The 21,903-nt window shown below is 71.0% G+C and carries 23 protein-coding genes; 11 read left to right on the top strand and 12 right to left on the bottom strand.

The features are described 5' to 3' along the window. Window positions 1-74 precede the first annotated feature (74 nt). Together IE318_RS11360 and IE318_RS11355 are read left to right on the top strand one after the other, a co-directional pair. A complete protein-coding gene (locus IE318_RS11360) occupies window positions 75-1,406 on the top strand; it encodes an erythromycin esterase family protein (protein WP_229903457.1) in 1,332 nt (443 codons plus the stop codon). 125 nt (window positions 1,407-1,531) lie between these two features. Next, a complete protein-coding gene (locus tag IE318_RS11355) occupies window positions 1,532-1,963 on the top strand; it encodes a DUF2267 domain-containing protein (RefSeq protein WP_030177049.1) in 432 nt (143 codons plus the stop codon). Between the two features lie 35 nt (window positions 1,964-1,998). On the opposite strand, the gene IE318_RS11350 is transcribed toward IE318_RS11355, so the two are convergent. After that, window positions 1,999-2,211 carry a hypothetical protein gene (locus IE318_RS11350; protein WP_189899245.1) on the bottom strand — a complete coding sequence of 71 codons (213 nt, stop codon included), beginning with the start codon at window positions 2,209-2,211 and terminating at the stop codon, window positions 1,999-2,001. A gap of 259 nt (window positions 2,212-2,470) precedes the next feature. On the opposite strand from IE318_RS11350, the gene IE318_RS11345 reads away from it, so the two are divergent. Both IE318_RS11345 and IE318_RS11340 read left to right on the top strand, forming a co-directional pair. Next, window positions 2,471-3,277 carry a VOC family protein gene (locus IE318_RS11345; RefSeq protein ID WP_189899457.1) on the top strand — a complete coding sequence of 269 codons (807 nt, stop codon included), beginning with the start codon at window positions 2,471-2,473 and terminating at the stop codon, window positions 3,275-3,277. 108 nt (window positions 3,278-3,385) lie between these two features. Then, window positions 3,386-4,540: a site-2 protease family protein gene (locus tag IE318_RS11340; protein WP_189899243.1), complete on the top strand. Its 1,155-nt coding sequence runs from the start codon at window positions 3,386-3,388 to the stop codon at window positions 4,538-4,540. 115 nt (window positions 4,541-4,655) lie between these two features. On the opposite strand, the gene argG is transcribed toward IE318_RS11340, so the two are convergent. Further along, window positions 4,656-6,104: an argininosuccinate synthase gene (gene argG / locus IE318_RS11335; protein WP_189899241.1), complete on the bottom strand. Its 1,449-nt coding sequence runs from the start codon at window positions 6,102-6,104 to the stop codon at window positions 4,656-4,658. Between the two features lie 149 nt (window positions 6,105-6,253). On the opposite strand from argG, the gene IE318_RS11330 reads away from it, so the two are divergent. Continuing rightward, window positions 6,254-7,630, top strand: a complete 1,377-nt coding sequence (locus tag IE318_RS11330) for a lipocalin-like domain-containing protein (RefSeq protein WP_189899238.1) — start codon at window positions 6,254-6,256, stop codon at window positions 7,628-7,630. Window positions 7,631-7,663: 33 nt separating this feature from the next. Here IE318_RS11330 and fmdA read toward each other — a convergent pair whose 3' ends face one another. From fmdA to IE318_RS11295, 7 genes are all read right to left on the bottom strand, one after another. Then, complete coding sequence (fmdA, locus tag IE318_RS11325) at window positions 7,664-8,914, bottom strand: formamidase (RefSeq protein WP_189899236.1); 1,251 nt, start codon at window positions 8,912-8,914, stop codon at window positions 7,664-7,666. A 115-nt stretch (window positions 8,915-9,029) separates the two neighbouring features. Next, window positions 9,030-9,671 carry an AmiS/UreI family transporter gene (locus IE318_RS11320; protein WP_189899234.1) on the bottom strand — a complete coding sequence of 214 codons (642 nt, stop codon included), beginning with the start codon at window positions 9,669-9,671 and terminating at the stop codon, window positions 9,030-9,032. 64 nt (window positions 9,672-9,735) lie between these two features. Further along, window positions 9,736-10,017, bottom strand: coding sequence for an FmdB family zinc ribbon protein (locus tag IE318_RS11315; RefSeq protein WP_189899232.1), 282 nt, complete (start codon window positions 10,015-10,017; stop codon window positions 9,736-9,738). Window positions 10,018-10,186: 169 nt separating this feature from the next. Next, window positions 10,187-10,621, bottom strand: coding sequence for a hypothetical protein (locus tag IE318_RS11310; protein ID WP_229903455.1), 435 nt, complete (start codon window positions 10,619-10,621; stop codon window positions 10,187-10,189). A 157-nt stretch (window positions 10,622-10,778) separates the two neighbouring features. Next, window positions 10,779-11,999 (bottom strand): RNA polymerase sigma factor, encoded by a 1,221-nt coding sequence (locus IE318_RS11305; RefSeq protein WP_189899230.1) that lies wholly within the window; start codon window positions 11,997-11,999, stop codon window positions 10,779-10,781. 7 nt (window positions 12,000-12,006) lie between these two features. Beyond that, window positions 12,007-12,372 (bottom strand): YciI family protein, encoded by a 366-nt coding sequence (locus tag IE318_RS11300; protein ID WP_030177030.1) that lies wholly within the window; start codon window positions 12,370-12,372, stop codon window positions 12,007-12,009. A gap of 258 nt (window positions 12,373-12,630) precedes the next feature. After that, window positions 12,631-13,281 (bottom strand): FMN-dependent NADH-azoreductase, encoded by a 651-nt coding sequence (locus IE318_RS11295; RefSeq protein ID WP_030177029.1) that lies wholly within the window; start codon window positions 13,279-13,281, stop codon window positions 12,631-12,633. A 118-nt stretch (window positions 13,282-13,399) separates the two neighbouring features. Here IE318_RS11295 and IE318_RS11290 point away from each other — a divergent pair, with 118 nt between their 5' ends. From IE318_RS11290 to IE318_RS46495, 3 genes are all read left to right on the top strand, one after another. Next, a complete protein-coding gene (locus IE318_RS11290; protein ID WP_030177027.1) occupies window positions 13,400-13,756 on the top strand; it encodes a winged helix-turn-helix transcriptional regulator in 357 nt (118 codons plus the stop codon). A 372-nt stretch (window positions 13,757-14,128) separates the two neighbouring features. After that, window positions 14,129-14,854 (top strand): lytic polysaccharide monooxygenase, encoded by a 726-nt coding sequence (locus IE318_RS11285; RefSeq protein WP_189899228.1) that lies wholly within the window; start codon window positions 14,129-14,131, stop codon window positions 14,852-14,854. A 169-nt stretch (window positions 14,855-15,023) separates the two neighbouring features. Next, a complete protein-coding gene (locus IE318_RS46495) occupies window positions 15,024-15,575 on the top strand; it encodes a PAS domain-containing protein (RefSeq protein ID WP_189899453.1) in 552 nt (183 codons plus the stop codon). On the opposite strand, the gene IE318_RS11275 is transcribed toward IE318_RS46495, so the two are convergent. After that, a complete protein-coding gene (locus tag IE318_RS11275) occupies window positions 15,569-16,447 on the bottom strand; it encodes a hypothetical protein (protein ID WP_229903454.1) in 879 nt (292 codons plus the stop codon). The genes IE318_RS46495 and IE318_RS11275 overlap by 7 nt on opposite strands. Before the next feature lie 264 nt (window positions 16,448-16,711). Here IE318_RS11275 and IE318_RS11270 point away from each other — a divergent pair, with 264 nt between their 5' ends. The 3 genes from IE318_RS11270 to IE318_RS11260 all read left to right on the top strand — a co-directional run bounded on the left by IE318_RS11270 (window position 16,712) and on the right by IE318_RS11260 (window position 19,376). Continuing rightward, a complete protein-coding gene (locus IE318_RS11270; protein WP_189899226.1) occupies window positions 16,712-18,358 on the top strand; it encodes an esterase-like activity of phytase family protein in 1,647 nt (548 codons plus the stop codon). A 131-nt stretch (window positions 18,359-18,489) separates the two neighbouring features. After that, window positions 18,490-19,125, top strand: a complete 636-nt coding sequence (locus tag IE318_RS11265) for a nucleotide-binding protein (RefSeq protein WP_229903453.1) — start codon at window positions 18,490-18,492, stop codon at window positions 19,123-19,125. Continuing rightward, window positions 19,122-19,376, top strand: a complete 255-nt coding sequence (locus IE318_RS11260) for a hypothetical protein (protein WP_189899224.1) — start codon at window positions 19,122-19,124, stop codon at window positions 19,374-19,376. The genes IE318_RS11265 and IE318_RS11260 overlap by 4 nt, the downstream gene beginning before the upstream one ends. A gap of 43 nt (window positions 19,377-19,419) precedes the next feature. On the opposite strand, the gene IE318_RS11255 is transcribed toward IE318_RS11260, so the two are convergent. Both IE318_RS11255 and IE318_RS11250 read right to left on the bottom strand, forming a co-directional pair. Next, a complete protein-coding gene (locus tag IE318_RS11255; protein WP_229903476.1) occupies window positions 19,420-20,949 on the bottom strand; it encodes a CehA/McbA family metallohydrolase in 1,530 nt (509 codons plus the stop codon). Between the two features lie 365 nt (window positions 20,950-21,314). Further along, the gene (locus IE318_RS11250; RefSeq protein WP_189899219.1) at window positions 21,315-21,866 is read right to left on the bottom strand and encodes a hypothetical protein; all 552 of its coding nucleotides are present in this window, start codon (window positions 21,864-21,866) and stop codon (window positions 21,315-21,317) included. Window positions 21,867-21,903 lie beyond the last annotated feature (37 nt).

The raw sequence follows: 21,903 nt of genomic DNA, 5'->3' as shown, positions 1-21,903 counted from the left end.
AACGGCTGCTCGGGGACCGTTTCGGGTGCGGTGCGGCGGGAACCCGGCGGGGACTTAGCGGAAGGGGAGACGCCGTGCCCGACATCCACCCGGCCCGCATCAGAGAACAGGCGCTGCCCCTGACGGACGAGGCGTCCCTGGACCCGCTGATGGAGCGCATCGGCGACGCCCGCTACGTGCTGCTGGGCGAGGCGTCCCACGGCACCGCCGACTACTACCAGGTGCGTGACGTGCTGACGCGCCGGCTCATCGAGGAGAAGGACTTCTCCTTCGTCGCGGTCGAGGGCGACTGGCCGGACTGCCAGGCGGTGCACCGCTCCGTGGTCGCCGCGCCGGGCGCGCCCGAGGATCCCGTCGAGGTGCTGGAGGGCTTCGGGCGCTGGCCGACATGGATGTGGGGCAACACCGACGTGGCCGCCTTCACCCGGTGGCTGCGCCGCCACAACGAACAACGGCCGCCGGGACGGCGCGTCGGCTTCTTCGGGCTGGATGTGTACAGCCTGTGGGAGTCCCTGGACGCCGTGCTCACGCATCTGCGCGAGCACGACCCCGACCGGGTGGAACACGCCCTGGAGGCCTACCGCTGCTTCGAGCCGTACACCGAGGATCCGCAGTCCTACGCGCTGGCCACCCGCTATGTGCCCGAGGGGTGTGAGCCGCAGGTCGTCTCCCTGCTGACGGAGCTGCGGCAGCGGGCCGCGCGGGCGGTCACCGCGGACAGCTCGCTCACGGAGTTCGCCGCCCGGCAGAACGCCGAGGTGCTGGCCGGTGCCGAGCGCTACTACCGGGCCATGCTCGACAGTGGGCCGGAGTCCTGGAACATCCGCGACCACCACATGGCCGACACCCTGGACCGGCTCATGGAGCACCACGGCCCCGACGCCAAGGCGGTGGTGTGGGCGCACAACACCCACATCGGCGACGCCCGCGCCACGGACATGGCCGACACCGGCCTGGTCAACGTCGGTCAGCTGATGCGCGAACGCCATATGGGCAGGGGCGTGGTGCTGGTCGGCTTCGGCTCGCACTCCGGGACCGTGATCGCCGCGGACACGTGGGGTGGTGTGCCCAGGATCATGGAGGTGCCCCCGGCGCACGCCGGAAGCCTGGAGGATCTGCTGCACCGGGCGCTGCCCGGCGGGCGGATGCTGTTCGTCTTCCCGCATGTGCAGTTCCAGCGGCCGCCGGACGGCGGCCGGCGCGAGTGGTTCCATCAAGAGCACGGGCACCGCGCGATCGGCGTGGTCTACCGGCCGCAGTTCGAGCAGGTGGGCAACTACGTCCCCACCGTGCTGGCCCAGCGCTACGACGCCTTCTGCTACCTCGACCGCACCCACGCGCTCACGCCGCTGCACCCGGTGGCCGCCGAGAGCCGGGAGGAGCAGACCTGGCCCGTGGGCGTGTGAAGCCGGATCCCGGGAGGCCCGGGCATCCGGCGGAGCACCCGATTCCACAGTCCGCAGCTCGCAGTCCGTATTCCTCATTCCATTCCACATTCCGCATTCCGCAGGCAGACCGGAAGGGAAGATCCATGCCCCCCTCTACCCGCCCACCCGACTTCGAGCACGCCATCCACAGCGCGAACATCTGGCTCAAAGCGGTGTCGGAGGCCCTGGGAACGGAGGACCGCCACCTCGCCCACCGGGTCCTGCGCGCCTGGCTGCACACATTCCGCGACCGGCTCACCGTCGACGTGGCCGCCCACTTCGCCGCCCAGCTCCCCGAGTTGCTGCGAGGCGGCTACTACGACGGCTGGGATCCCAGCGTCGTACCGGTCAAGTACGGCCGCGAGGGCTACGTGGAACGCTTCGCGCAGGAGGCCAAGATCTCCGCCGAGGACGTCGCCCGGTTCGCTCCCGCGATCACCACGGTCGTACGCAATCATGCCTCGCCCGGTCACCTGGAATCGGCGCTGGAGCAAGTCCCGCATGACATCCGCGCGTTGCTGCTCCAGCCGGCCTGATCCAAACGAAAAGCCCTGGCCGCAGCGGCTCGGTCTCAGCGCGCGCAGCCGACGTCCAGCACCTCGATCACGTCGCCCTGGATCGTGTAGACCAGCCAGCACCACTCGCCGAACGCCGCGGCCAGCTCCGGTGCCTGGGTCTCGGTGTCCTGGGCGACGGCGTCGATGAGCGTGATGATCTCCTCGTGCGCCACGTCCGGCACGTCGAAGATCACGTCGGCGGCCCGTTGGATCAGTTCCACTTGCATGACGGCCCCCGCGAGCAGGAACAGCGTGGTCGGCGAAGAGCGGACCCGCCACCCGGCCCGATGACCGGACGGCTTCCTTTCACGACCACCATAAATCCGCCGTCCGCCCCTGAGGAGACCCCGGCGTGCGGGCGTGGGATCGAGCCGGTTCCCCGGCAGAGGCGAGGCCGGCGGGCAGCGAGGTGCGGGACCAGAACTCAGGTTGGACACTGACGTCAGAGCAGTGGCTGTTGGTGCACGAGACCAGGGCGCGATGACCATGAACCACGGCACGACACACTCCTCCTCCGACGGTGCGGACGTCGTCTACACGGATTCCGTGTTCGGCGCGCCGTGCTGGGTGAGCCTGACCAGTCGCGACCTCACCGCCACGCAGGACTTCTACAGTGCCGTCCTGGGCTGGCAGTGGCGCGGCGCCAGACTGGGCGACCGTTTCCGGACCGCGCTGGTGGACGGGGTGCCCGTCGCGGGAATCGCCGGGGTGGCCAGCATGTGGCAGATGGCCGTGGCCTGGACGCCGTACTTCGCCGTGAGCGACGCGGACGTGGCCGTGGCCCGCGTCCGGGAGCGCGGCGCGACCGCGGCCGTGGGGCCCATCTCCCTCCCTCCGGGAAGGGCGGCGCTGCTCGCGGACCGCGACGGGGCGGCGTTCGGGGTCTGGCAGGGAAAACTCGTCACCGAGTGGGAGGCATGGCGGCAGGCGGCGTTGACGTTCATCAGCCTGCACACCCGTGACGCCTTCGAAGCCGCCATCTTCTACGGCGAGATCCTCGACTGGGCATCGGGCCTGCCCGGCTGCTGCGAGGTCGAGTACGCGCGGGACCAGGTGCTGCTGCGCAGCCAGGGCGACGTCGTGGCGCGCATCGAGTCGGGGGCGGTGGACATGCCGCCCGACCCCTCGGTCCGGCCGCACTGGCAGGTCCACTTCACGGTGGCCGACGTGGAACCGTGCATCCGGGCCGCGGAGAAGCACGGCGGCAGCATCCTGGAGGAGGGCGAGCAGGAGGCCGTGCTGCGCGATCCGGACGGCGCCCAGTTCACGGTGGCCTCGCGTCGGCAACGCTGAGCGCCCCGGCACGGCGGGCCGTTACCAAGGGGACGGCCGACGGCCTCCGGTCGGGTTCGGGGGCGTGCGCCGGGTACCCGTGCACGGGCGACGAAGGAGGTGTCGGCCGTGGGCGCGACCTTCTGGCTCGGCCGGGTGGCGGGCATCCGCGTCGGCGTGCACTGGAGTGTCCTGGTCATCTTCACGCTGATCGCCTTCGGGCTGGCCGAGGGGCGCTTGCCCCGTGCCCACCCGGGCGGTGCGCTCTGGGCCTACTGGCTGACGGGGCTGGTCACGGCCGCGGTGTTCCTGCTGTCCCTGCTGGCCCACGAGATCAGTCATGTGTTGGTGGCCCGCCGCAACGGGGTCGGCGGCGACGAGATCACGCTGTGGCTGCTCGGCGGGGTGGCACGGCTGCGCAGCGAGGCGCCCACCCCGGCGGCGGAGCTGCGGATCGCGGGCGTCGGACCGCTGGTGAGCCTCGTGCTGGGCGGGGTCTTCGCCCTGTTCACCTGGTGGGCCCATGTGCAGCACGGCCCGGTGCTGGTGGTGGAGGCACTGGCCTGGCTCGCGGGCATCAACATCCTGCTGGCGGTGTTCAACGCGCTGCCCGCCGCGCCCCTGGACGGTGGGCGGCTGCTGCGCGCCCTGGTGTGGTGGCGTACCGGCAGCCGGCTGCGCGCCACCGAGGTCGCCGGCGGGGCCGGACGCGTACTGGGCTGGATCATGGTGGCGGTCGGCCTGTACGAGGTCCTGGCCGGTGGGTTCTCGGGCGGCCTGTGGCTGGTGCTCATCGGCTGGTTCATGGTGGCCATGGCGACCTTGGAGGGCAGCCAGGCCAGGCTCCGGGAGCTGCTGCGCTCGGTACCGGTCCGGCAGGCGATGACCCCGGATCCGGTGACCGCCGCCGTCGGCACGACCGTCGAGGAGTTCCTCGGCAGTCCGCCGTGGCGCTATCGGCACTCGGCCTTCCCCGTCACGGACGACGCGGGGTCCCCGGTGGGGCTGGTGACCGTACGGCGGGCAGGGCAGGTGCCGGTCGAGGACCGGGGCTCGACCTCGCTCGAGGCCGTGATGGTGCCCCTGGCTGAGATCCCGACCGCCGGCCCCGACGACCCCCTGGACCAGCTGCTGCCGACCCTGGACGCCAGCCCCGCCCGCCGGGCCCTGGTGCTCGCGGAGGGCCGCGTCGTCGGCATCGTCACCAGCGCCGACGTCAGCCGCGTCGTCACCTGGCTCTCCTCGACCAGGCCACCGGGCGCGGGCCTCAGGACCGTGCCCTGACGCCCGGAGGAGTGCGCCGGAACGGCTGAGCGCGGGTTCGGAGCGGGACGGCGAGGTCCCGGCCGCACACCGGGGGCTGCTGCCCCAGGGGCGTACGGCCGGGACCCGTCGGGTGTCAGTCCGTGCCGGACTCCATCGCGGCGCGGTCCAGCATCGTCTCCTCGTCCGCGGCCTCGCCGCGCGAGGCGATCACTTCGGCGCCGCCCTCGGGCATGGCGCCGATCAGGCCGGTCGAGGCCGCCTGCGCGGCGCCGATCGGGGTGGGATGGCCGGTGCCGACCATGCCCAGGCCCGCGTACTGCTCCAGCCGCGCGCGGGAGTCGGCGATGTCCAGATTCCGCATGGTGAGCTGGCCGATCCGGTCCACCGGACCGAAGGCCGAGTCCTCGGTGCGCTCCATGGAGAGCTTGTCCGGGTGGTAGCTGAGCGCCGGGCCCCGGGTGTCGAGGACCGAGTAGTCCTCGCCGCGCCGCAGCCGCAGGGTCACCTCGCCGGTGATCGCCGCGCCGACCCAGCGCTGCAGCGACTCGCGCACCATCAGCGCCTGCGGGTCCAGCCAGCGGCCCTCGTAGAGGAGGCGGCCGAGGCGGCGGCCCTCGGTGTGGTAGGCGGCCACCGTGTCCTCGTTGTGGATGGCGTTGACCAGGCGCTCGTAGGCGATGTGCAGCAGGGCCATGCCGGGCGCCTCGTAGATGCCGCGGCTCTTGGCCTCGATGATCCGGTTCTCGATCTGGTCGGACATGCCGAGCCCGTGCCGGCCGCCGATGGCGTTGGCCTCCAGAACGAGGTCGACCGGGGTGGCGAACTCCTTGCCGTTGACGGAGACCGGGCGCCCCTGGTCGAAGCCGATCGTCACGTCCTCGGTGGCGATCTCCACCGCCGGGTCCCAGAACCGCACGCCCATGATCGGGTCGACCGTCTCGATACCGGTGTCCAGGTGCTCCAGGGTCTTGGCCTCGTGGGTGGCGCCCCAGATGTTGGCGTCCGTGGAGTACGCCTTCTCGGTGGGGTCCCGGTACGGCAGCCCGTGCTCGAGCAGCCACTCCGACATCTCCTTGCGGCCGCCCAGCTCGGACACGAAGTCGGCGTCCAGCCAGGGCTTGTAGATCCGCAGGTGCGGGTTGGCGAGCAGGCCGTACCGGTAGAACCGCTCGATGTCGTTGCCCTTGAACGTGGAGCCGTCGCCCCAGATCTGCACCCCGTCCTCGAGCATCGCCCGGACCAGCAGCGTGCCGGTCACGGCGCGCCCCAGCGGGGTGGTGTTGAAGTACGGCCGCCCGCCGGACTTGATGTGGAACGCGCCGCAGGCGAGCGCCGCCAGCCCTTCCTCGACCAGCGCGGCCCTGCAGTCGACGAGCCGGGCGATCTCGGCACCGTACGTCGTGGCACGCCCGGGCACGGAGGCGATGTCGGGCTCGTCGTACTGGCCGATGTCGGCGGTGTACGTGCAGGGGACGGCGCCCTTGTCACGCATCCAGGCGACGGCGACCGAGGTGTCGAGACCACCGGAGAAGGCGATGCCGACGCGCTCGCCGACGGGGAGGGAAGTGAGGACCTTGGACATAGCAAGACTATGCACCAGTTCGCATTTTCATGCAACACCGTCCGGAGGGCGTCCGGGGGACGGCGTCACTCGTTCGACCGCACCGGAGTGCGGCGCCCGACGGCGAGCGGTCGACTGAAGGCAGTCCTCCGCACCGTGAAGGCAGCCCCATGCTCGAAGGTCCCGCTCCGTCCCGGCGCGCGTTCCTGCGCGACGCGGCCACCGCCGGACTGATCGTTGCCGTGCCCGGCCTCATGGTCGCGGCGTGCACACCTCCCACCCGGACGGAGGCCGCGCCGGATTCGACCGGGCCGGGCAGGCCCCGCGCCGCAGGCGATCTCACCTCCAACGCCTACGGCCACAGCAACGCCGACCACGCCCGGGTGAACATGAGGCGCGACGTCGTCGAGGCCTGGGAGGACGGTTTCCGCACCGCAGCCGGCAACGGCGATCCGAACGTCTTCGAGGGGTGGCACTCCGCCTTCACCGGGGACGACGGCACCACCGTGACCTTCGCCCTGAGCACCCGGCTCGACGACGGCTTCGTCCCCGATCCGGGCGAGGCCGGCCGCAGGCCCAAGGCCACCGTCACCGTCACCGACCCCGACGGCACCACTCACGGGGGCGTGCACACCTGTGCCTGGAACGAGTTCGCGGCCGCCAAGGACCGCTGCGACATACGGCTCGGCCCCTTCACCTGCGCCGGCGACCTGAAGACGTACCGCATGAAGGGCCGGTCGGGCGACGTCGGAGTCGACCTGACGCTGACCGGCCTGGTGCCGCCGTTCCGGCCGGGCACCGGCATCGTCTACCTCGGCGACACGGAGGACCACTTCGGCTGGCTGTGCGCGGTGCCGTCCGGAAGCGCCGCCGGGACGGTCACCGTCGGCGGACGGAAGCGGCCCTTCACTGGCCGCGGCTACCACGACCACACCTGGGGCAACCGGCCCTTCCCGTACTCCGTGGAGCACTGGCGCTGGGCACGCGGCAGCGTCGGGCAGTACTCGGTGATCGGTTCCGACCTCCGTCTGCGCACGGAGTACGACTCCGCCGTCGTCCCGGTCTTCCTCGTCGACGACACCAGGTCCCGCCGGCGTCTGGTCGGGGCGTTCGACCCCAGGACGGTGACGGCCACGGAGTCCGAGCCCCGGCCGCATCCCGACGACGGCTACCCCAAGGACTACTACGGCAAGGTCCACTGGATGTACCGGGACGGCGACGACCGGGCCGACTTCACGTTCACCGACACCGACCATCTGATCTTCGCCAGGCAGTACGTCACCGATCCCGCCCGGGCCCAGAAGTCGGCCCTGGACAGGCTCGGCATCGACGAGACCTGGTACACCCGCTACTCCACCACGAACGACCTCCACCTCTCCGTGGCCTCCACCCGTGTCTCGGGCACCGGCACGGGCGCCCTCGAGGCGGCGCAGTTCGGCCTGGCCACCGCGCCGCCGAAGAGCGGGCGCACACCCACCGGCCCCTCCCCCGCGACCCCCACGCCGGGCCGTCAGGGGCCGTCGGCGCCGGCCGGGCGCCGCGGTTGACCGGACCGGGTCCTCAGCCCGACGTCACGATCCTCAGCCCGACGTCACGGCGCACTTGCCCCGGTCGGCGGTCTTCGGGCCGTCCGCCGTGGGGCGGACGTCGAAGTCGAAGATCCCCGTGGGGACGTAGAGGGTGCAGCAGGCGTTGGGGATGTCGACGATGCCGCTGATGCGTCCCTCCACGGGGGCGGAACCGAGGATCAGATAGGCCTGCTCGCCGGAGTAGCCGAACCGCTTGAAGTACTCGATGGCGTTGAGACAGGCCCGGCGATAGGCCAGCGTCGCGTCCATGTAGTAGTTGGTGTCGGTGTCGTGGTCCACGGAGACGCCGACGAAGCTCATGAACTCCGAGTACCGGGGCTCGACGTTGCCCGGCATGAACACCGGGTTGGTGGAGATGCCGTACTTCTCCATGCCGCCCTTGATCAGGTCGACGTGGAGGTCGATGAAGCCGCCCATCTCGATGGCGCCGCAGAAGGTGATCTCCCCGTCGCCCTGGCTGAAGTGGAGGTCGCCGGCCGAGAGCTTGGCGTCCTTGGCGTAGACAGGGAAGAAGACCCTGCCCCCTCGGGTGAAGTTCTTGATGTCCTGGTTGCCGCCGTTCTCGCGTCCGGGCACGGTACGGGCGCCTTCCGCGCAGATGCGCTGGGCCTCCTGTCCGGTTGCTTGGCCGGCGAGCGCGTGGTCGGCGGTCGGTGGCAGGCCGAGCGGGGGGACGCGGTCGGGGTCGGTGTCGATCAGTGCCTGCTCGCGGCGGTTCCACCGGGCGAGCATGTCCGCGGAAGGAGCGGTGCCGATGAGCCCGGGGTGGGTGATGCCGGTGTAGCGGACACCGGGCAGATGACGGGACGTCACCTGCTGGCCGTGCATGTCCCAGATCGCCTTGTAGGCGTCCGGGTAGTAGTCGGTGAGGAAGCCGCCGGCGTTGTTCTTGGCGAAGATGCCGGTGTAGCCCCACCCCTGTCCCGGGGCCTCGCCGACCTGCTGCGGGACGGGGCCGATGTCGAGGATGTCCACGACGAGGAGGTCGCCGGGTTCGGCTCCTTCGACGCCTATGGGCCCGCTGAGCATATGGGCGTGGGTGAGGTCCACATCCCGCACGTCGTTGGCGGAGTCGTTGTTGCCGATCTGGGCGTCGGTCCAGTCCCGGGTCTCCAGACGGAACTCGGCGCCCGGCCGGACCATGGCGACGGCCGGCACGTCCGGATGCCACCTGTTGTGCCCGGGAACCCTCTGCTCGCGCATGGACTTGGACTGGTCGACGCTGAAGATGACTTCTGGCATGACAGCTACCTTTCGTGACGGCTCGCGGCTCGGCTGTGCTGACGGCCCGCGGCTCGGCTGTCGGACATGGCGGCAGTGACTCGGACATGCGGCAGTGACACGGCCTCGGCCGCGTTCAGCCGCCGTACGCGTCTGCGGTGTTCTCGGCGTCCGGAGGCCGGCTCGCGGGGCCGCGCCGGCCGGTGAGCGGCCACAGTCCCCCGAAGACGAGCACGGCGAAGACCCCCAGCGCGATGGCGATCTCGGTGGTGTGCTTCCAGTAACCGGCCAGCAGCAGGAACCCCGGGATGGCGCCGGTGACCCAGCCCTCGATGGTGGTCACCCATCCCGTGTACGCGGTCAGGGCCTCCCGTTTGAGCCCGAGCAGCAGGAAGAACAGGAACCAGAGGAAGGCCCAGTAGAGCCAGATGACGCCGAAGGAAGGGTCCCGGACGAGATGGAAGTTCGCGAAGGAGTAGCCGAGCGCGGCGATGGCGACGAAGAGGGAGAAGTAGCCGACGCCGTTGGTGTCGAGCCCGGCGAGCAGGCCGATCCCCACGTACAGGTAGGTGAATCCGAACAGGTAGAGGCCCGAGGCCGTCAGGATCTGACGGGTGTCGCCCTGAGCGGTCATGACCAGATACGTCGGAGTGACCACTTGTAAGACACCGACGAAGAGGTTGAACACTCCCCCGGACTTCGCGTCGACCTTGCCGAGGAGGATCAACCCGTTCAGATAGAGGACGGAACCCACATACAGCAGTCCGACGTTGCCCATGCTGACGCACACCTCCTAGCGGGTGTGATGTGTGCCGGGCCGATCCCGCGGCGTTCGGGGCGACTCAGGGCCGCGGCAGGTGTGCGAGGGCGGGATGAGGGGGCTGCGACGCGCGTGGTGCCGGCGCCCCACCGCGGACGACCACCTCCGGCGCCTCGCGGCTCCGCTCCTCCCGCTCACGCGACGCGACGACGGAGGCCGGCGTGAAGGCCAGGCCGGGCGGCGAGTAGACGCGCTTGGCGTCGCCGCCGCAGGTCGGACAGTCGCGTGTGCCGGGGGCGCTTCCCATGGCCAGCCGTTCCTCGAACCGGCCGCAACAGGCGCAGGAGTATTCGTACACCGCCATCAGCCACCTCCGGTCCCCCGACGCGCTCGGGCACCGAGAACTCCCCTACTTCGACGGAACGCCTCAACAGAGACTTCCGCAACCCGAGCCCCACGGACACCGGGTGAGGACCTGTTCTCCCGCGGCCGTCACCTGCGCCTTCGGTGCTCCGGCGGCCTCACCGCCCCCTCTAGGCCGCGGGTTCCCCGGCGATGGCGCACGCCCGGCACGGCGGCCGGCCGCAGATGCACTGCGTGATGGCGTCCAGCACCTCGTGGTCGTGGTAGAGGCAGGTGTCCCGGCAGGTGTGCCGGGGAACGAAGCCCGCCTGGATCTCGTCGGGCCACGGTTCCTCGCCCTCGCGGCTGCGCACGAAGCGCTCGGGGTCGGAGGAGTGCAGTTCCTGCAGGTTCGTCCGCGCCTCGTTCTCGAGGCCGCGCGCCTGGGAGAGCAGCTCGATCATCTGAGCGCGCAGGGCGGAGTACCGCTCGTCGCCCGTCCGCACGAAGGCGGCCCGCATGGCCATCGCCGCATTGCTCAGGAAGCGACCCGCGTCCTGAAGGTCCGTGACGTGGTGCAGTTGGATTCCCGTGACACCGCGGACGTATACGGCATCCATGCTCATTGGTTCCACCTTCCGTGGCCCGTGGCCGGACCCGTCCGAAGACTGGGCCGTCGTGCTCGATAAGCGGACATGTCCGATGTCCGGAGAATACGACATCGCCAGGTCAGCGCCTATGTAAGATTCCCCACCCCGGAGCCCGCGAGGACCTGCGAAGGACTCACGCCAGTTCGTCGAGCCGTGCCGTCAGGAACTCTCGCTCGGCGGGTGGCGGGTCGAGGGCGAGGGCCGTTCGGTAGGCGTCGGCGGCCTCGTCACGGCGGCCGAGGCGACGCAGCAGGTCGGCCCGGGCGGCGTGCAGCAGGTGCCATCCGCGGACGCGCCGGTCGGCGGTCAGCCGGTCGAGCACGGCGAGTCCGGCGGCGGGTCCCTGGCTCTTGGCCACGGCGACCGCGCGGTTGGCGTGGATCACGGGGGACGGATCGTGCTGGGCGAGTGTCTCGTACAGCTCCGCGATCCGGGTCCAGTCGGTGTCCGCCGCGGTCGGGGCCGTCGTGTGGCAGGCGGCGATGGCGGCCTGCAACTGGTACGGGCCCGGCCGCCGCCGCGCCACCGCCGCGCCCAGCACGCGGACGCCTTCGTCGGTCCGCTGCCTGTCCCACAGCGCGCGGTCCTGCTCCGCCAGCGGCACGACGCGACCGTCCGCGGTGGTCCTGGCCGCGCGGCGCGCGTCGGTGAGCAGGAGCAGCGCGAGCAGGCCCAGCGCCTCCGGGTCGTCGGGGCTCAGTCGGGTCAGCAGCCGGGCGAGCCGGATCGCCTCGTCGCACAGTTCGTCGCGGACGACGCGTTCGCCGACCCCGGCCCGGTGCCCCTCGGTGAACACGAGGTAGACCACGCGCAGCACCGCGGGCATCCGGTCGGGCAGTTCGTGGTCCTCGGGCACCCGGTACGGGATCGCGGCGTCACGGATCTTGCGTTTGGCCCGCACCAGCCGCTGGGCCATGGCCGGCTCGCTCACCAGGAACATGGCGGCGATCTCGGCGGTGGTCAGCCCGCACAGGGTGCGCAGCGTCAACGCGATGCGCACCCCGGGCTCCAGTGCGGGGTGGCAGCAGGTGAAGACGAGACGGAGCCGGTCGTCGGCGACCATGCCGGTCGGCTGCGGAGGTCCGGACTCGCCGAGCAGCCGCACGGCCTCGCCCTCCTTCTCGTTGCGCCGGGCCTCCCGGCGCAGCTGGTCGAGTGCGCGGTTCCTGGCCACGGTGATCAGCCAGGCCCGGGGCTCGTCGGGCGGCGGCCCCGCCGACCAGCGCTCCAGCGCCTCGGTGAACGCCTCCTGCACGGCGTCCTCCGCCGCACCGAGGTCCCCGGTGACACGGGTGACCACGGCGACGGCGCGCCCCCACTCCCGCCGGAAGACGAGCTCGAGTTCGCTCGTCATCGCGGTGTCATCGCGGCCCGGCCTGCGCCATCAGCGGACGCACCTCCACCGCTCCACCGGCGCGGACCAGCGGAATGGTCGCCGCCCACCGCAGCGCCTCGTCCAGATCCGCGCACTCGAGCAGGTAGAAACCGCAGACCTCCTCCTTGAGCTCCGCGAACGGCCCGTCCGTCAGGACGGTCTCCTCGCCCGATGCCCGGACCGTGGTCGCCGACGACTCGGACTGGAGCCGGCCGAGCTCGATCAGCACCCCGGCATCGGCCATGGCCCGGTTCGCGGTCTCGAACGCGTCCAGCGTCGCCGTGAACTCCGGCGTGCCGGGCTCCGGCACCACCGCGTCCGCGCCCTTGGTCAGCAGACACAGGTAACGCATCACGTGCCCCTTTCTTTCGTGCCGGCGCCCTTCGCCGGCCTTCATCCCTGGACGAACGGGGCCGGCCCGGATCGACAAGCTCCGGCCATTCGCAGGGTATGACTCACGTCACAGTGGTGTCCCCCGGCGGGACAGGAGGACGGGGCACGGCGTCGTCGACGACGCGGCGGACGGTGGGTGGTGGATGGCAGCCGAACGGCCACGGTGCACGCAGGGACGCACCGTGGCCGTACGCCGCATGCCGCGGCCGGTCGCCGCCTACGCGGCGAGGCGCTCGGCGAGGGCCTTCGCCTTGGTCGCCGCGTCCTGGAGGGCACGCTCGCGAGAGGCCTCGAAGAGCGGCACCAGCTCCGACATCGCCGGGTTCTGCGGGGCCATGGTCAGCTCCGGGACGATGAAGTCGACATCGAGCGCGAGGGCGTCGGCGAGGACGGCCGTCAGATAGTTCTGGACGTACTCGTACGACTCGCGCGGGGTGCCCGGGGCGTAGGAGCCGCCGCGGCTGGCCACGACGGTGACCGGGGTGCCCTTGGCGGAGGGGGTCTCGCCCGCGGTGCGGCCGAACAGAATCACGTTGTCCAGCCACGCCTTGAGGGTCGAGGGGATCGTGTAGTTGTACATCGGCGCCCCGATGAGCACCGCGTCCGCCTGCTCCAGTTCCTCTATCAGCCGCACACGCTCGGCGAAGGCCGCGGCCTGCCCCGGCGTGTGCGAGGCCGGATCGGCGAAGCCGGCGGTGTGGGCGTCGGCGGTGATGTGCGGAACGGGGTCCACCGCCAGGTCCCGGTAGATCACCGCACCGCCGGGGTGCTGCTCCTGCCACGTCCGGCGAAAGGCGTCCGTCACGGCGCGGGAGGAGGACGCCTCACCGGGGAAGAGGGAGGAGTCGATGTGGAGGAGGGTGGCCATGGCTGTCTCCAGACAGAACGAGCCCGCAGGCGACGGGCTAAGGATTCGTACATCGCTATTTCTAGCACAGGGACTTACTTTTTTTCACCCCCCTACAGCCGGGTAGTACCATGTGCGCATGGCGGCGGAGCAGACCCATGACCTGGCGGCGTGCAAACGCGTGGACGACGGCATCACGCGCGTCTTCCAACTGCTCGGAAAGCGCTGGAACGGCCCGATCCTGTCGGTGCTGCAGGCGCAGTCCGCCTACTTCACCGACCTGCGCCGGGCCATCCCCGGCATCAGTGAGCGCATGCTCTCCGACCGGCTCGCCGAACTCGGCGCCGCGGGACTGGTGCTGCGCGAGGTCGACGAGGGACCGCCGCTGCGGGTCTCCTACCGGCTGACCGGGGCGGGAGCCGCCCTGGAGCCCGCCCTGAGGGAACTGGGCGACTGGGCCAAGCACCACCTGCCGGACGACCCGGGCTGCCCGTAGAACGGATAGCGGCGACGCCTCGACCCGGACCGCCGAGGTCGGGGCACGCCCACGTCCGCGACCTCCCGCGACCCGCCCCTCTCACCAGGCGCTCTTCGCGCCCGGCGGACTCAACTGCCGTGCGGGATCGCCGACTTCGCCATGCCTGGAGACCGGGCCGTCCGGCCGGGTTCGCGTCGACAGCGGCCGTCCCACCCTCTTGACGGGATGCCAGTAGCGGATAAGGTCTAGACCAACGAATCCAGCCCTCGGGTGCCCCTCGGCTCGACCTTGTCCCCACCGAGGAGGCCGTGCGAGCAGCACCGGCACGGGTTGCGTGTGGGCCGACCGCAACCGCCCTGCTCGGCGACGTCCTCCAGCGAAGGAGTTGACATGCACACGAAACGAAGACTGGCCGCCGTGATCGGGGCAGGGCTCGCTCCCTTCCTCGCGGTGAGCCTCCCGGCCGCCACGGCCAGCGCGCACGGCTACGTTTCCGCACCCATGAGCCGCCAGGCCCAGTGCGCCGCGGGAATCGTCGACTGCGGCCCCATCAAGTACGAGCCCCAGAGCGTCGAGGGGCCGAAGGGCCTGCACAGCTGCAGCGGCGGCAACGCGGACTTCGCCGAACTCGACGACGACAGCAAGCCCTGGCGCGCCACCGATGTCGGCAGCTCGACCACCTTCACCTGGAACTTCACGGCCCGTCACGCCACCAGCAACTGGCAGTACTTCATCGGCGGCACCAAGGTGGCGCAGTTCGACGGCGGCGGCGCCCAGCCCCCCTCGACCGTCAGTCACCAGGTGAACTTCGGCGGCTTCACCGGCCGGCAGAAGGTGCTCGCGGTCTGGAACATCGCCGACACCGCCAACGCGTTCTACGCCTGCATCGACGTGAACATCGGCGGCTCGGGCAACCCCGGTGACCCGGGCAACCCGGGTGACCCGGACCAGTGCGCCTCGCCGACCTGGGACTCGGCCGCCATCTACACGGGCGGCGAGAAGGTCACCTGGAAGGGCCACACCTGGCGGGCGAAGTGGTGGGTGCAGGCCCAGGAGCCCGGGACCGCCGACCAGTGGGGCCCCTGGGACGATCTCGGCGCCTGCACGACGGCGTAACGCGGCCGAGACCGCCCGCGTTCAGCGCGCGCCCCGCCCGGTCGGCACCTGTGGTGGCGGGGCGCTCACCCGGGGTCCTGGCCCGCGTCCGCGAGCTGGGCGGAACGACTGTCGCGAGCCGAGTGGACCGACCGTCGCGAGCTGGACGGAGCGGACTCGATCATGATCCCTGCACGAATTCGCGACGCTCAGTGCAATCAACGGCGGGGGGATCAAGAGCCATGATGGGAGGCGCACCCATACGCTCGACCGGCTGCTCGCACATTCACCGGTTGCCGCAGCCGTACTCGACACAGATCTGCACTATGTCTGGGTCAATGACCTCCTGCTCCTCCTGGGCGGCGGCACCCGCGAGGAGCGGCTCGGCCGACGTGTGACCGACGTGCAGCCCAGGCTCGACGGCGAGACCCTCGAGGCCGCGATGCGGCAGGTGCTCAGAACCGGTCGGCCTGTGCTCGACCTGCACCTGCGGGGCCGCCCGAAGTCCGATCCCAGCCGGGAGCGCGTCTGCTCCAACCCCGCCTTCCGGCTGTGTGACGCATCGGACCGGCCGGTCGGCGTCTGCTGTCTGTTCCTGAACATCACCGAGCGCGTCCCCAGCCGGTTGGGGATCAGGTCGCGCAGCCGTGCCCCACCTGTCACAGACCCGGCACGAACCCGCGGCATGTCCTCGATGACGGGCCCGGCCGTTCCGGGCTCGGCCCTGCGCCCGGCTCAGTAGCGGTCGAGTATCAGCTGTGTCTTGAGGATGTCGCCGTGGTACAGCCAGCCGTGCGCCTCGGCGACCGCGACGGCGTCGCTGTGGAGTTCGGCGGCGTCCGCGTAGTCGTCGGTCTTGAACGACAACTCGACGACGTACTCGGTGCCGGTCCCGTCCGCGCCCACGACGGGAAGGACCTCGATGCTCGCGTCGTCGGAGGACTCCCACGCACCCGACCAGACCTGCGAGGTCACGGGACCGTGCACGCGCGCGGCCTTGAGCGTGTCCGAACCCCAGTTGTCGTAGAGCCAGTCGTCGAGCTTGCCGGGGATGTCGTCGACCAGCCAGGTGCGGGCGGTGCTGCCGGACGGCATCGACGTCCCGGAGTAGCCGCTCGCGCTGTGGCTCTTCTCGTCGGTGAAGCTGAGGGTCTGCTTGGCGTAGCCCCAGTCCACCTCGGCGTCGTAGTTGGTGTCGCCGCTGTCGAAGCCCGCGGCGTTCGCCTCGTCCAGGGCGGCGTCGATGTCGCCGTCGGCCACGGGAAAGCGCTTCTTGTAGCTCTCCTCGAAGGACGACCCGGTCTTGTGGCGCAGGCGCACGTCCCAGCCCTCGGCGTCGAGGTCGAGCGCGCCGGTGTCCAGGTACTCGTAGGACCGCGCCTTGGCCGAGCCGGTGATGCCGAAGGCCGACCTCACGGCCGAGGTCGGGGTGTGCGACGCGTCGAGCGCGGCGGTGGTCAGGTCGATCTTCACTTCGTACGTCGGCACCGCGTCGGAGTCGGCGAACGCGGCCGGTGCGGGGGCGAGCGCGGAGACCGTGGCGGTGAGGACGGCGGCCATGGCGATCGCCGGCGGCGTCAGCAGGCGACGAGCCCGCGATGTAGTTGTGGTCATGCCAAAAGCGTCCGTCCGGTGTGTGATCACCAAGTGGTTGCCGGGCGTGGGCCGTCTGAACTCGGGGCGTCGGAAGCGCGACACGGCGCCGGCCCTCGGCGCTCGGGGCGCTGCGGGCGCGGCGAGGGCCGTACCCGTCGGTCACCTCCGCGTCACCCGATCAAGGGTTCCCCGCAACTCCCCCGTGCCGCACCGGACATGTGCGCTCACGAGACTCGCCGGTCGTGCGGTGCGCCAGCAGACGCACGGACCGGGAGGGAACCGATGTCTCATCCGAGAAGGGCGATCGCCGCAGCCACCGCTGTGGTGACCACCGCCGCGGTGCTGTCGCTGACCGGCAGCAGCGGCTCGGCGGGTGCCGCCGAGACGGCTCGTCACGGCGGGAGGCCGGCGCTCACGGCGCGCCCCGACGCCTACGCCGCCCACGCGGGCCGGACCCTGACCGTGCGGGGGCACGGTTTCCTGAGCAACGACAGCGGACGCCCGGTCACCCTCGTCTCGCACACCAGGACGGCCCACGGATCCCTGACGGTGCGTCAGGACGGTTCGTTCGGCTACACCCCGGACGCGGGCTTCCGGGGCACCGACCGCTTCACCTACAAGGTCAGCGACGCCGTCCGCCTGTACCGGACCCACCTGCCCCCGCTCGCCACCATCGGCGGAGTGAAGCTCTCCGCGGGGGCCTTCGGTTCCTCGCTGTACCCGGTACCGGGCTCGAAGGACGAGTTCTACGGCATCACCGATCGCGGCCCCAACGTGGACACCCCGGACGGCAGGAAGGCCCTGCCGCTGCCGGACTTCGTCCCGGCCATCGCCAGGATCCGACTCGTCGGCACCACGGCCGAGATCCTCAAAACGATCCCGCTGCGCGCCGCCGACGGCACCCCCTACAACGGGCATGTCAGCACCCAGGCGGACACCGGCGAGTCCCTGGTCGACCTGGCCGGCGACGCGCTGCCCGCCTCGCCCTACGGCTACGACCCCGAGGGCCTGGTCGCTCTGCCGGACGGCACCTTCTGGGTGTCCGACGAGTACGGGCCGTACATCACGCACTTCTCCCGCGACGGCCGGGCGATCGAGCGCCTGTCGCCCTTCGACGGCTCGCTCCCGGCCGAGCTGTCCGCCCGGGTGCCGAACAAGGGCATGGAGGGCCTGACGATCACGCCCGACGGCAGCACGCTCGTCGGCATGATGCAGTCCGCGCTCCAGGAGCCCGACCTGCCCGCCGGCGTCAAGGCCAAGAACGTCACCGCGCTGCGCATCGTGACGTACCACCTGCGCACGCACGCCACGCACGAGTACGTCTACCTGCTCGACGACCCGAAGAAGAACAGCGGCGCGGTCAGCGAGATCACCGCGCTGAGCGACACCACCTTCCTCGTCGACGAGCGGGACGGCGCCATGGAGCCCGGCGCGTACAAGAAGCTGTTCCGGATCGACATCAAGGACGCGACCGACGTGGGCCCCTCGGCCCGGGTGCCGGGAAGCGTGTACGACGGGGCCAGGGGCGGGCTGCTCATCGGCGCGGACCGGCGGACCGTCGACGCGTACGTCGGCCAGGACGACACCGCGACGGCAGCGGCCGCCCTGAAGGCGGTCGGCGTCACCCCGGTCGCCAAGAGCACGTATCTGGACCTGGGCGCCCTGGTGACCGGCCTCGACCCGGCGGGCGGCTTCTTCGGCCACGACAAGATCGAGGGCGTCGCCACCACCGACGGCGGCCGCACGATCGTGGTCAGCAACGACAGCGACTTCGGCGTCGACGGCGTCTCCAACGACGCGGCACCGTACGGCCTGCACGCCAAGATCCTGCCCGACGGTCTGCAGGACGACGGCGAGTACCTGGCCGTGGACACCACCAAGCTGCCCGCCGCGACCAGCACGGCCACCGTCACCATCACCGTGCGCTGAACCGGACCGTGTCGTCCGGCAGTCACCACGTTAGCCCGTGGGAATGATTCACCGGCGCCACAGGGTGAACCGTGCGTAGTGGCTCCGTGCCGACGAAAGCGGTCGGCGCGGGGCCGTTAGCGTCGGCTCCCGTGCCCCTGAGCTATGCATTCGTGAACCTCAAGCCCGGAGTGGGGAAAACGACCAGCGCCGTCTGGTTGGCCCACGCACTGCACGCGTCGGGCCGTGCGCCGTTGCTCGTGGACAGCGATCCCGCGTCCTCGGCGCTGCGCTGGAGCGAACTGGCGGGCGGTTTCCCGTTTCCCGTGCTCGCCCTTCCGGTGGGCGACGTGCATCGGCGGGTGAACGACTTCCTCGACAACCGGCAGGCAGTGGTGTTCGACGCCCCGCAGCTGGAGGACCACGCCCCCATCGCCCGGAGCATCATGAGGTACGCGAACGAGTGGATCGTGCCCGTGACGCCGGCCCCCATCGAGCTCGACCGCATGGCACCCATCGACCGCGAGATGGACGACATGCAGTCCCTGCGTGCCCACCAGGCCCGCGCCGCCGTCCTGCTGAACCGCACGAACCGTCCCGACGCCACGCGCACCGGCCCCGACGCCGACGCCCGCGAGGCCCTCACCGAGCGGGGCTTCGACGTGCTGTCGACCCACATTCCGCGGCTCGACCTGTACGCCCAGTCGTTCGGCAGCCCCGTCGACGCGAAGGGCACGGCGTACATGGACCTCGCTGAGGAGCTCATCAACCGTCAGGACATCGTGTGAACCAGCGCAAGAACACCTACCGGGCTGCACTCCAGCGCCGACCGGACACCACTGCCTCCGCCCCGGCCGGGGCCTCCGCCCCCGCCCCGGCTCCCACGACTCTCACGCCACTGGCCACCCGCTGCGTCAAGGTGGTGGTCGAACTGGACCCCGCCCTGCCACGTGACCTCGCCCAATGGATCGGCCAACCCCTGAACGCACTCGTGCGCGCAGGGGCCGCCGTACTGCGGCCCCTGAGACAGAACCACTGAAGCCGGAATCACTGACGTTCCTCGCAGCCCGTCCGTCGTGTCGTCAGCTTCGCGGTGCCGGTGTCGCTTCCAGGAAGACGGGGTTGGTCAGGGCGGCCATCGGACCGAACATCAGCGCCTGACCCATGGTGTTGCCCTGCCCCGGGCTGCCGTCCGGCATCGGGTGACGCACCTCGGCGCGCACGTACGCCGCCAGCGAGGCGGTCGTCCGCCACACCACCGTGCCGGAACCGGAGGAGCCCACCGACTCCTGGTGCATCTGGCCCTCGTCGGTGATGAAGCGGACCGTGCCGTTGGGCACGCCCCGGACGTCGAGGCGGACATCCACCGGCGCCTCGGCGGGGACGTTCAGCTTCTCGCCGATGCCGGCCTGTCTGCCGTGGCCGGTGGCGGTGAAGGCCAGCTCGACGGTGGACGACTCCGCGATCCAGTTGCGGCCCGCGCGGATCCCCTCCATGAGGGAGTCGGTGGCCAGGTCGTCCGCGTGGACGACGTTGTGCGGCAGACCGATGACCTGCGGATCGCTGTGCGCGTCGCTGTTGCCCATGGCCGGCAGCCAGCGCCCGCCGGTACGGACTGCCTCACCGAGCTTCTGGTCCCAGGTGCTGACCGCGTGCTCGTCGTCGTAGGTCCACGGTCCGGTCCACACCTCGGTGGCATCGGCGTCCTCGAAGCCGAACTTCCACTGGCAGGCCACGTACGCGCAGTACATGTGCGCGGGAACCACCAGTCCGCCACCGCGGTGGACCTGGCGCGCGAAGCGACCGAACGCGTCGTCGCGCGAGCGGTAGCGCCAGTCGATCCACTCGCCGGGCGGCAGGCCGAGGGCCAGCCAGTGCCCGTTGCGGGTGGTGACCTCCTCACCGGGAATGATCAGCAGGTCGGGTCCGGCGTACTCGCCCCACACCGCGTGCGAGGCGGGCGTGTTGTGGTCGGTGGACACGATGAAGTCCAGTCCGGCGGCGCGCGCGCCGGACGCGACCTCGCTCGGCAGGCGCTTGCCGTCGGAGTGGACGGTGTGCAGGTGGCAGTCGCCCCGGTACCAGTCCCGGCCGCGGCCCTTGGCACGCCGCGGCGGGTACTTGTTCACACGGGCGGGCCCGGGTTCGCCGTAGGTCAGCGTCACCTGGACCTGGTAGTGCATGCCCTGCGGCGCCACCTGATAGGGGCCGAGCACGATGTGCCAGGTTCCGGCGTTGACCGGGCCGGGCAGGTAGCCGGGTGTCGCGTCACTATTGCCGATCTCGAACGAGGTACGGAAACCACCGGACCAGCCGCGGAAGCCGCGCCCGCCCAGCGCGGTCCCCCGCTCGTCGAACACGCCGATGTCGCAGGAGTTGCCAGGGGTCCCGGCGGGAACGGCCGGCTTGTCGTACGCGTACGAGACCGCGATCTTCCGCACGCCCTCGGGGACTTCGACAGGAAGGTAGACGAAGTCCGCGACCCCGGTCTCCAGAAACCCGGTGATGATCCGGGTCTCGTCGCCACCGGTCGGGGCGGTGCCGCCGGCGGAGCCGTCGGCCGCCTGCGCGAACGAGACCGGGGAAAGGGTGAGAGCGGCCGCGCCGGCCATCCCCGCGGTGAGCAGTCGCCGACGTCCCGGTCCGGCTCCCACCTCGCCGCTGCGCTCGGCGTCGGTGCTCGTGGCGTCGGGCGCGAGAAGCTCGGCGTTGTGCTCGCAATGTCCGTCAAGACACATGTGGTCCTCAGCAAGGTCGATGAGTGCGCGTTGGCACCTGAAGCCTTCAGACTCTGATCCGGCCGTGTGGACGGCGGATGATCCCGGAATGACGGCCTCGCGGCATGCGGGCATCGACCTGCCTCGACGTGCGCCACTTGGCGGTGATGTGCAACGCGTGGACACACGGCGGCGCCCGGCAGGCGCACGGGCGCCGGTGCGCGCGTGGTCGCGTGGGCGCGTGGTCGCGCGGAGCGGCTTCAGCCGATGCGGGCGCAGAGATCGTCCGTGGTGCCGCGTACCAGGTTCACGGCCTTGTACCCGTCGGCGCCGATGCTCATCGTGTACACACCGTCGACGACATACAGGCCACGGGGCAGGTTCCCCTTGCCCTCGCCGACGCCGACCAGCACCGGGCCGTGCGCGGCCCAGAACTGAGAGCCGTCGGTCCGGTACTCGACGAGGGCCGAGCCGCTCGCGTCGGCGTCGTAGAAGGCCCCGGTCCCGGTATTGGTGACCCTTATGACCAAGTCGCCCTTGTACAACACCCGCTTGACGGAACCGTCCGGATAGGTGTCCAGCACATGCTGCACAACCCGGTCGACGACGGGCTCGCCGTGAACGGGGAAGTCGCACCGCAGCCCGGCGCCGAAGTCGAACGGCGCGGAGGGTGCCGGATCCCATCCGGTACCTGTACCGACTTCCGCATGGGTGCCGTTGCCGGGGCCGGCGGACGCGGGCGCGGCCGTCGCGGGCTGTACTCCCAGGAGCACGGCGGCCAGCGCCAGCGGAGCGAGAACGGTTCGTCGCATGACTCTCCCTGGTCGAAGGGTTGAACGAGGGTGCGCC

The organism is Streptomyces spiralis (assembly GCF_014654675.1).
Taxonomy (GTDB): domain Bacteria; phylum Actinomycetota; class Actinomycetes; order Streptomycetales; family Streptomycetaceae; genus Streptomyces; species Streptomyces spiralis.
The sequence above is the reverse complement of the archived record's forward strand: the minus strand, read 5'-3'. Positions and strand labels throughout refer to the sequence as shown.

What these genes read in the sequence shown, in the direction of transcription:
- IE318_RS11355 (WP_030177049.1), top strand. Translation starts at nt 1,532, where the DNA reads ATGCCCCCCTCTACCCGCCCACCCGACTTCGAGCACGCCATCCACAGC.
- IE318_RS11350 (WP_189899245.1), bottom strand. Translation starts at nt 2,211, where the DNA reads ATGCAAGTGGAACTGATCCAACGGGCCGCCGACGTGATCTTCGACGTG.
- IE318_RS11345 (WP_189899457.1), top strand. Translation starts at nt 2,471, where the DNA reads ATGAACCACGGCACGACACACTCCTCCTCCGACGGTGCGGACGTCGTC.
- argG (WP_189899241.1), bottom strand. Translation starts at nt 6,104, where the DNA reads ATGTCCAAGGTCCTCACTTCCCTCCCCGTCGGCGAGCGCGTCGGCATC.
- IE318_RS11330 (WP_189899238.1), top strand. Translation starts at nt 6,254, where the DNA reads ATGCTCGAAGGTCCCGCTCCGTCCCGGCGCGCGTTCCTGCGCGACGCG.
- fmdA (WP_189899236.1), bottom strand. Translation starts at nt 8,914, where the DNA reads ATGCCAGAAGTCATCTTCAGCGTCGACCAGTCCAAGTCCATGCGCGAG.
- IE318_RS11320 (WP_189899234.1), bottom strand. Translation starts at nt 9,671, where the DNA reads ATGGGCAACGTCGGACTGCTGTATGTGGGTTCCGTCCTCTATCTGAAC.
- IE318_RS11315 (WP_189899232.1), bottom strand. Translation starts at nt 10,017, where the DNA reads ATGGCGGTGTACGAATACTCCTGCGCCTGTTGCGGCCGGTTCGAGGAA.
- IE318_RS11310 (WP_229903455.1), bottom strand. Translation starts at nt 10,621, where the DNA reads ATGAGCATGGATGCCGTATACGTCCGCGGTGTCACGGGAATCCAACTG.
- IE318_RS11305 (WP_189899230.1), bottom strand. Translation starts at nt 11,999, where the DNA reads ATGACGAGCGAACTCGAGCTCGTCTTCCGGCGGGAGTGGGGGCGCGCC.
- IE318_RS11300 (WP_030177030.1), bottom strand. Translation starts at nt 12,372, where the DNA reads ATGCGTTACCTGTGTCTGCTGACCAAGGGCGCGGACGCGGTGGTGCCG.
- IE318_RS11295 (WP_030177029.1), bottom strand. Translation starts at nt 13,281, where the DNA reads ATGGCCACCCTCCTCCACATCGACTCCTCCCTCTTCCCCGGTGAGGCG.
- IE318_RS11290 (WP_030177027.1), top strand. Translation starts at nt 13,400, where the DNA reads ATGGCGGCGGAGCAGACCCATGACCTGGCGGCGTGCAAACGCGTGGAC.
- IE318_RS11285 (WP_189899228.1), top strand. Translation starts at nt 14,129, where the DNA reads ATGCACACGAAACGAAGACTGGCCGCCGTGATCGGGGCAGGGCTCGCT.
- IE318_RS11275 (WP_229903454.1), bottom strand. Translation starts at nt 16,447, where the DNA reads ATGACCACAACTACATCGCGGGCTCGTCGCCTGCTGACGCCGCCGGCG.
- IE318_RS11270 (WP_189899226.1), top strand. Translation starts at nt 16,712, where the DNA reads ATGTCTCATCCGAGAAGGGCGATCGCCGCAGCCACCGCTGTGGTGACC.
- IE318_RS11255 (WP_229903476.1), bottom strand. Translation starts at nt 20,949, where the DNA reads ATGGCCGGCGCGGCCGCTCTCACCCTTTCCCCGGTCTCGTTCGCGCAG.
- IE318_RS11250 (WP_189899219.1), bottom strand. Translation starts at nt 21,866, where the DNA reads ATGCGACGAACCGTTCTCGCTCCGCTGGCGCTGGCCGCCGTGCTCCTG.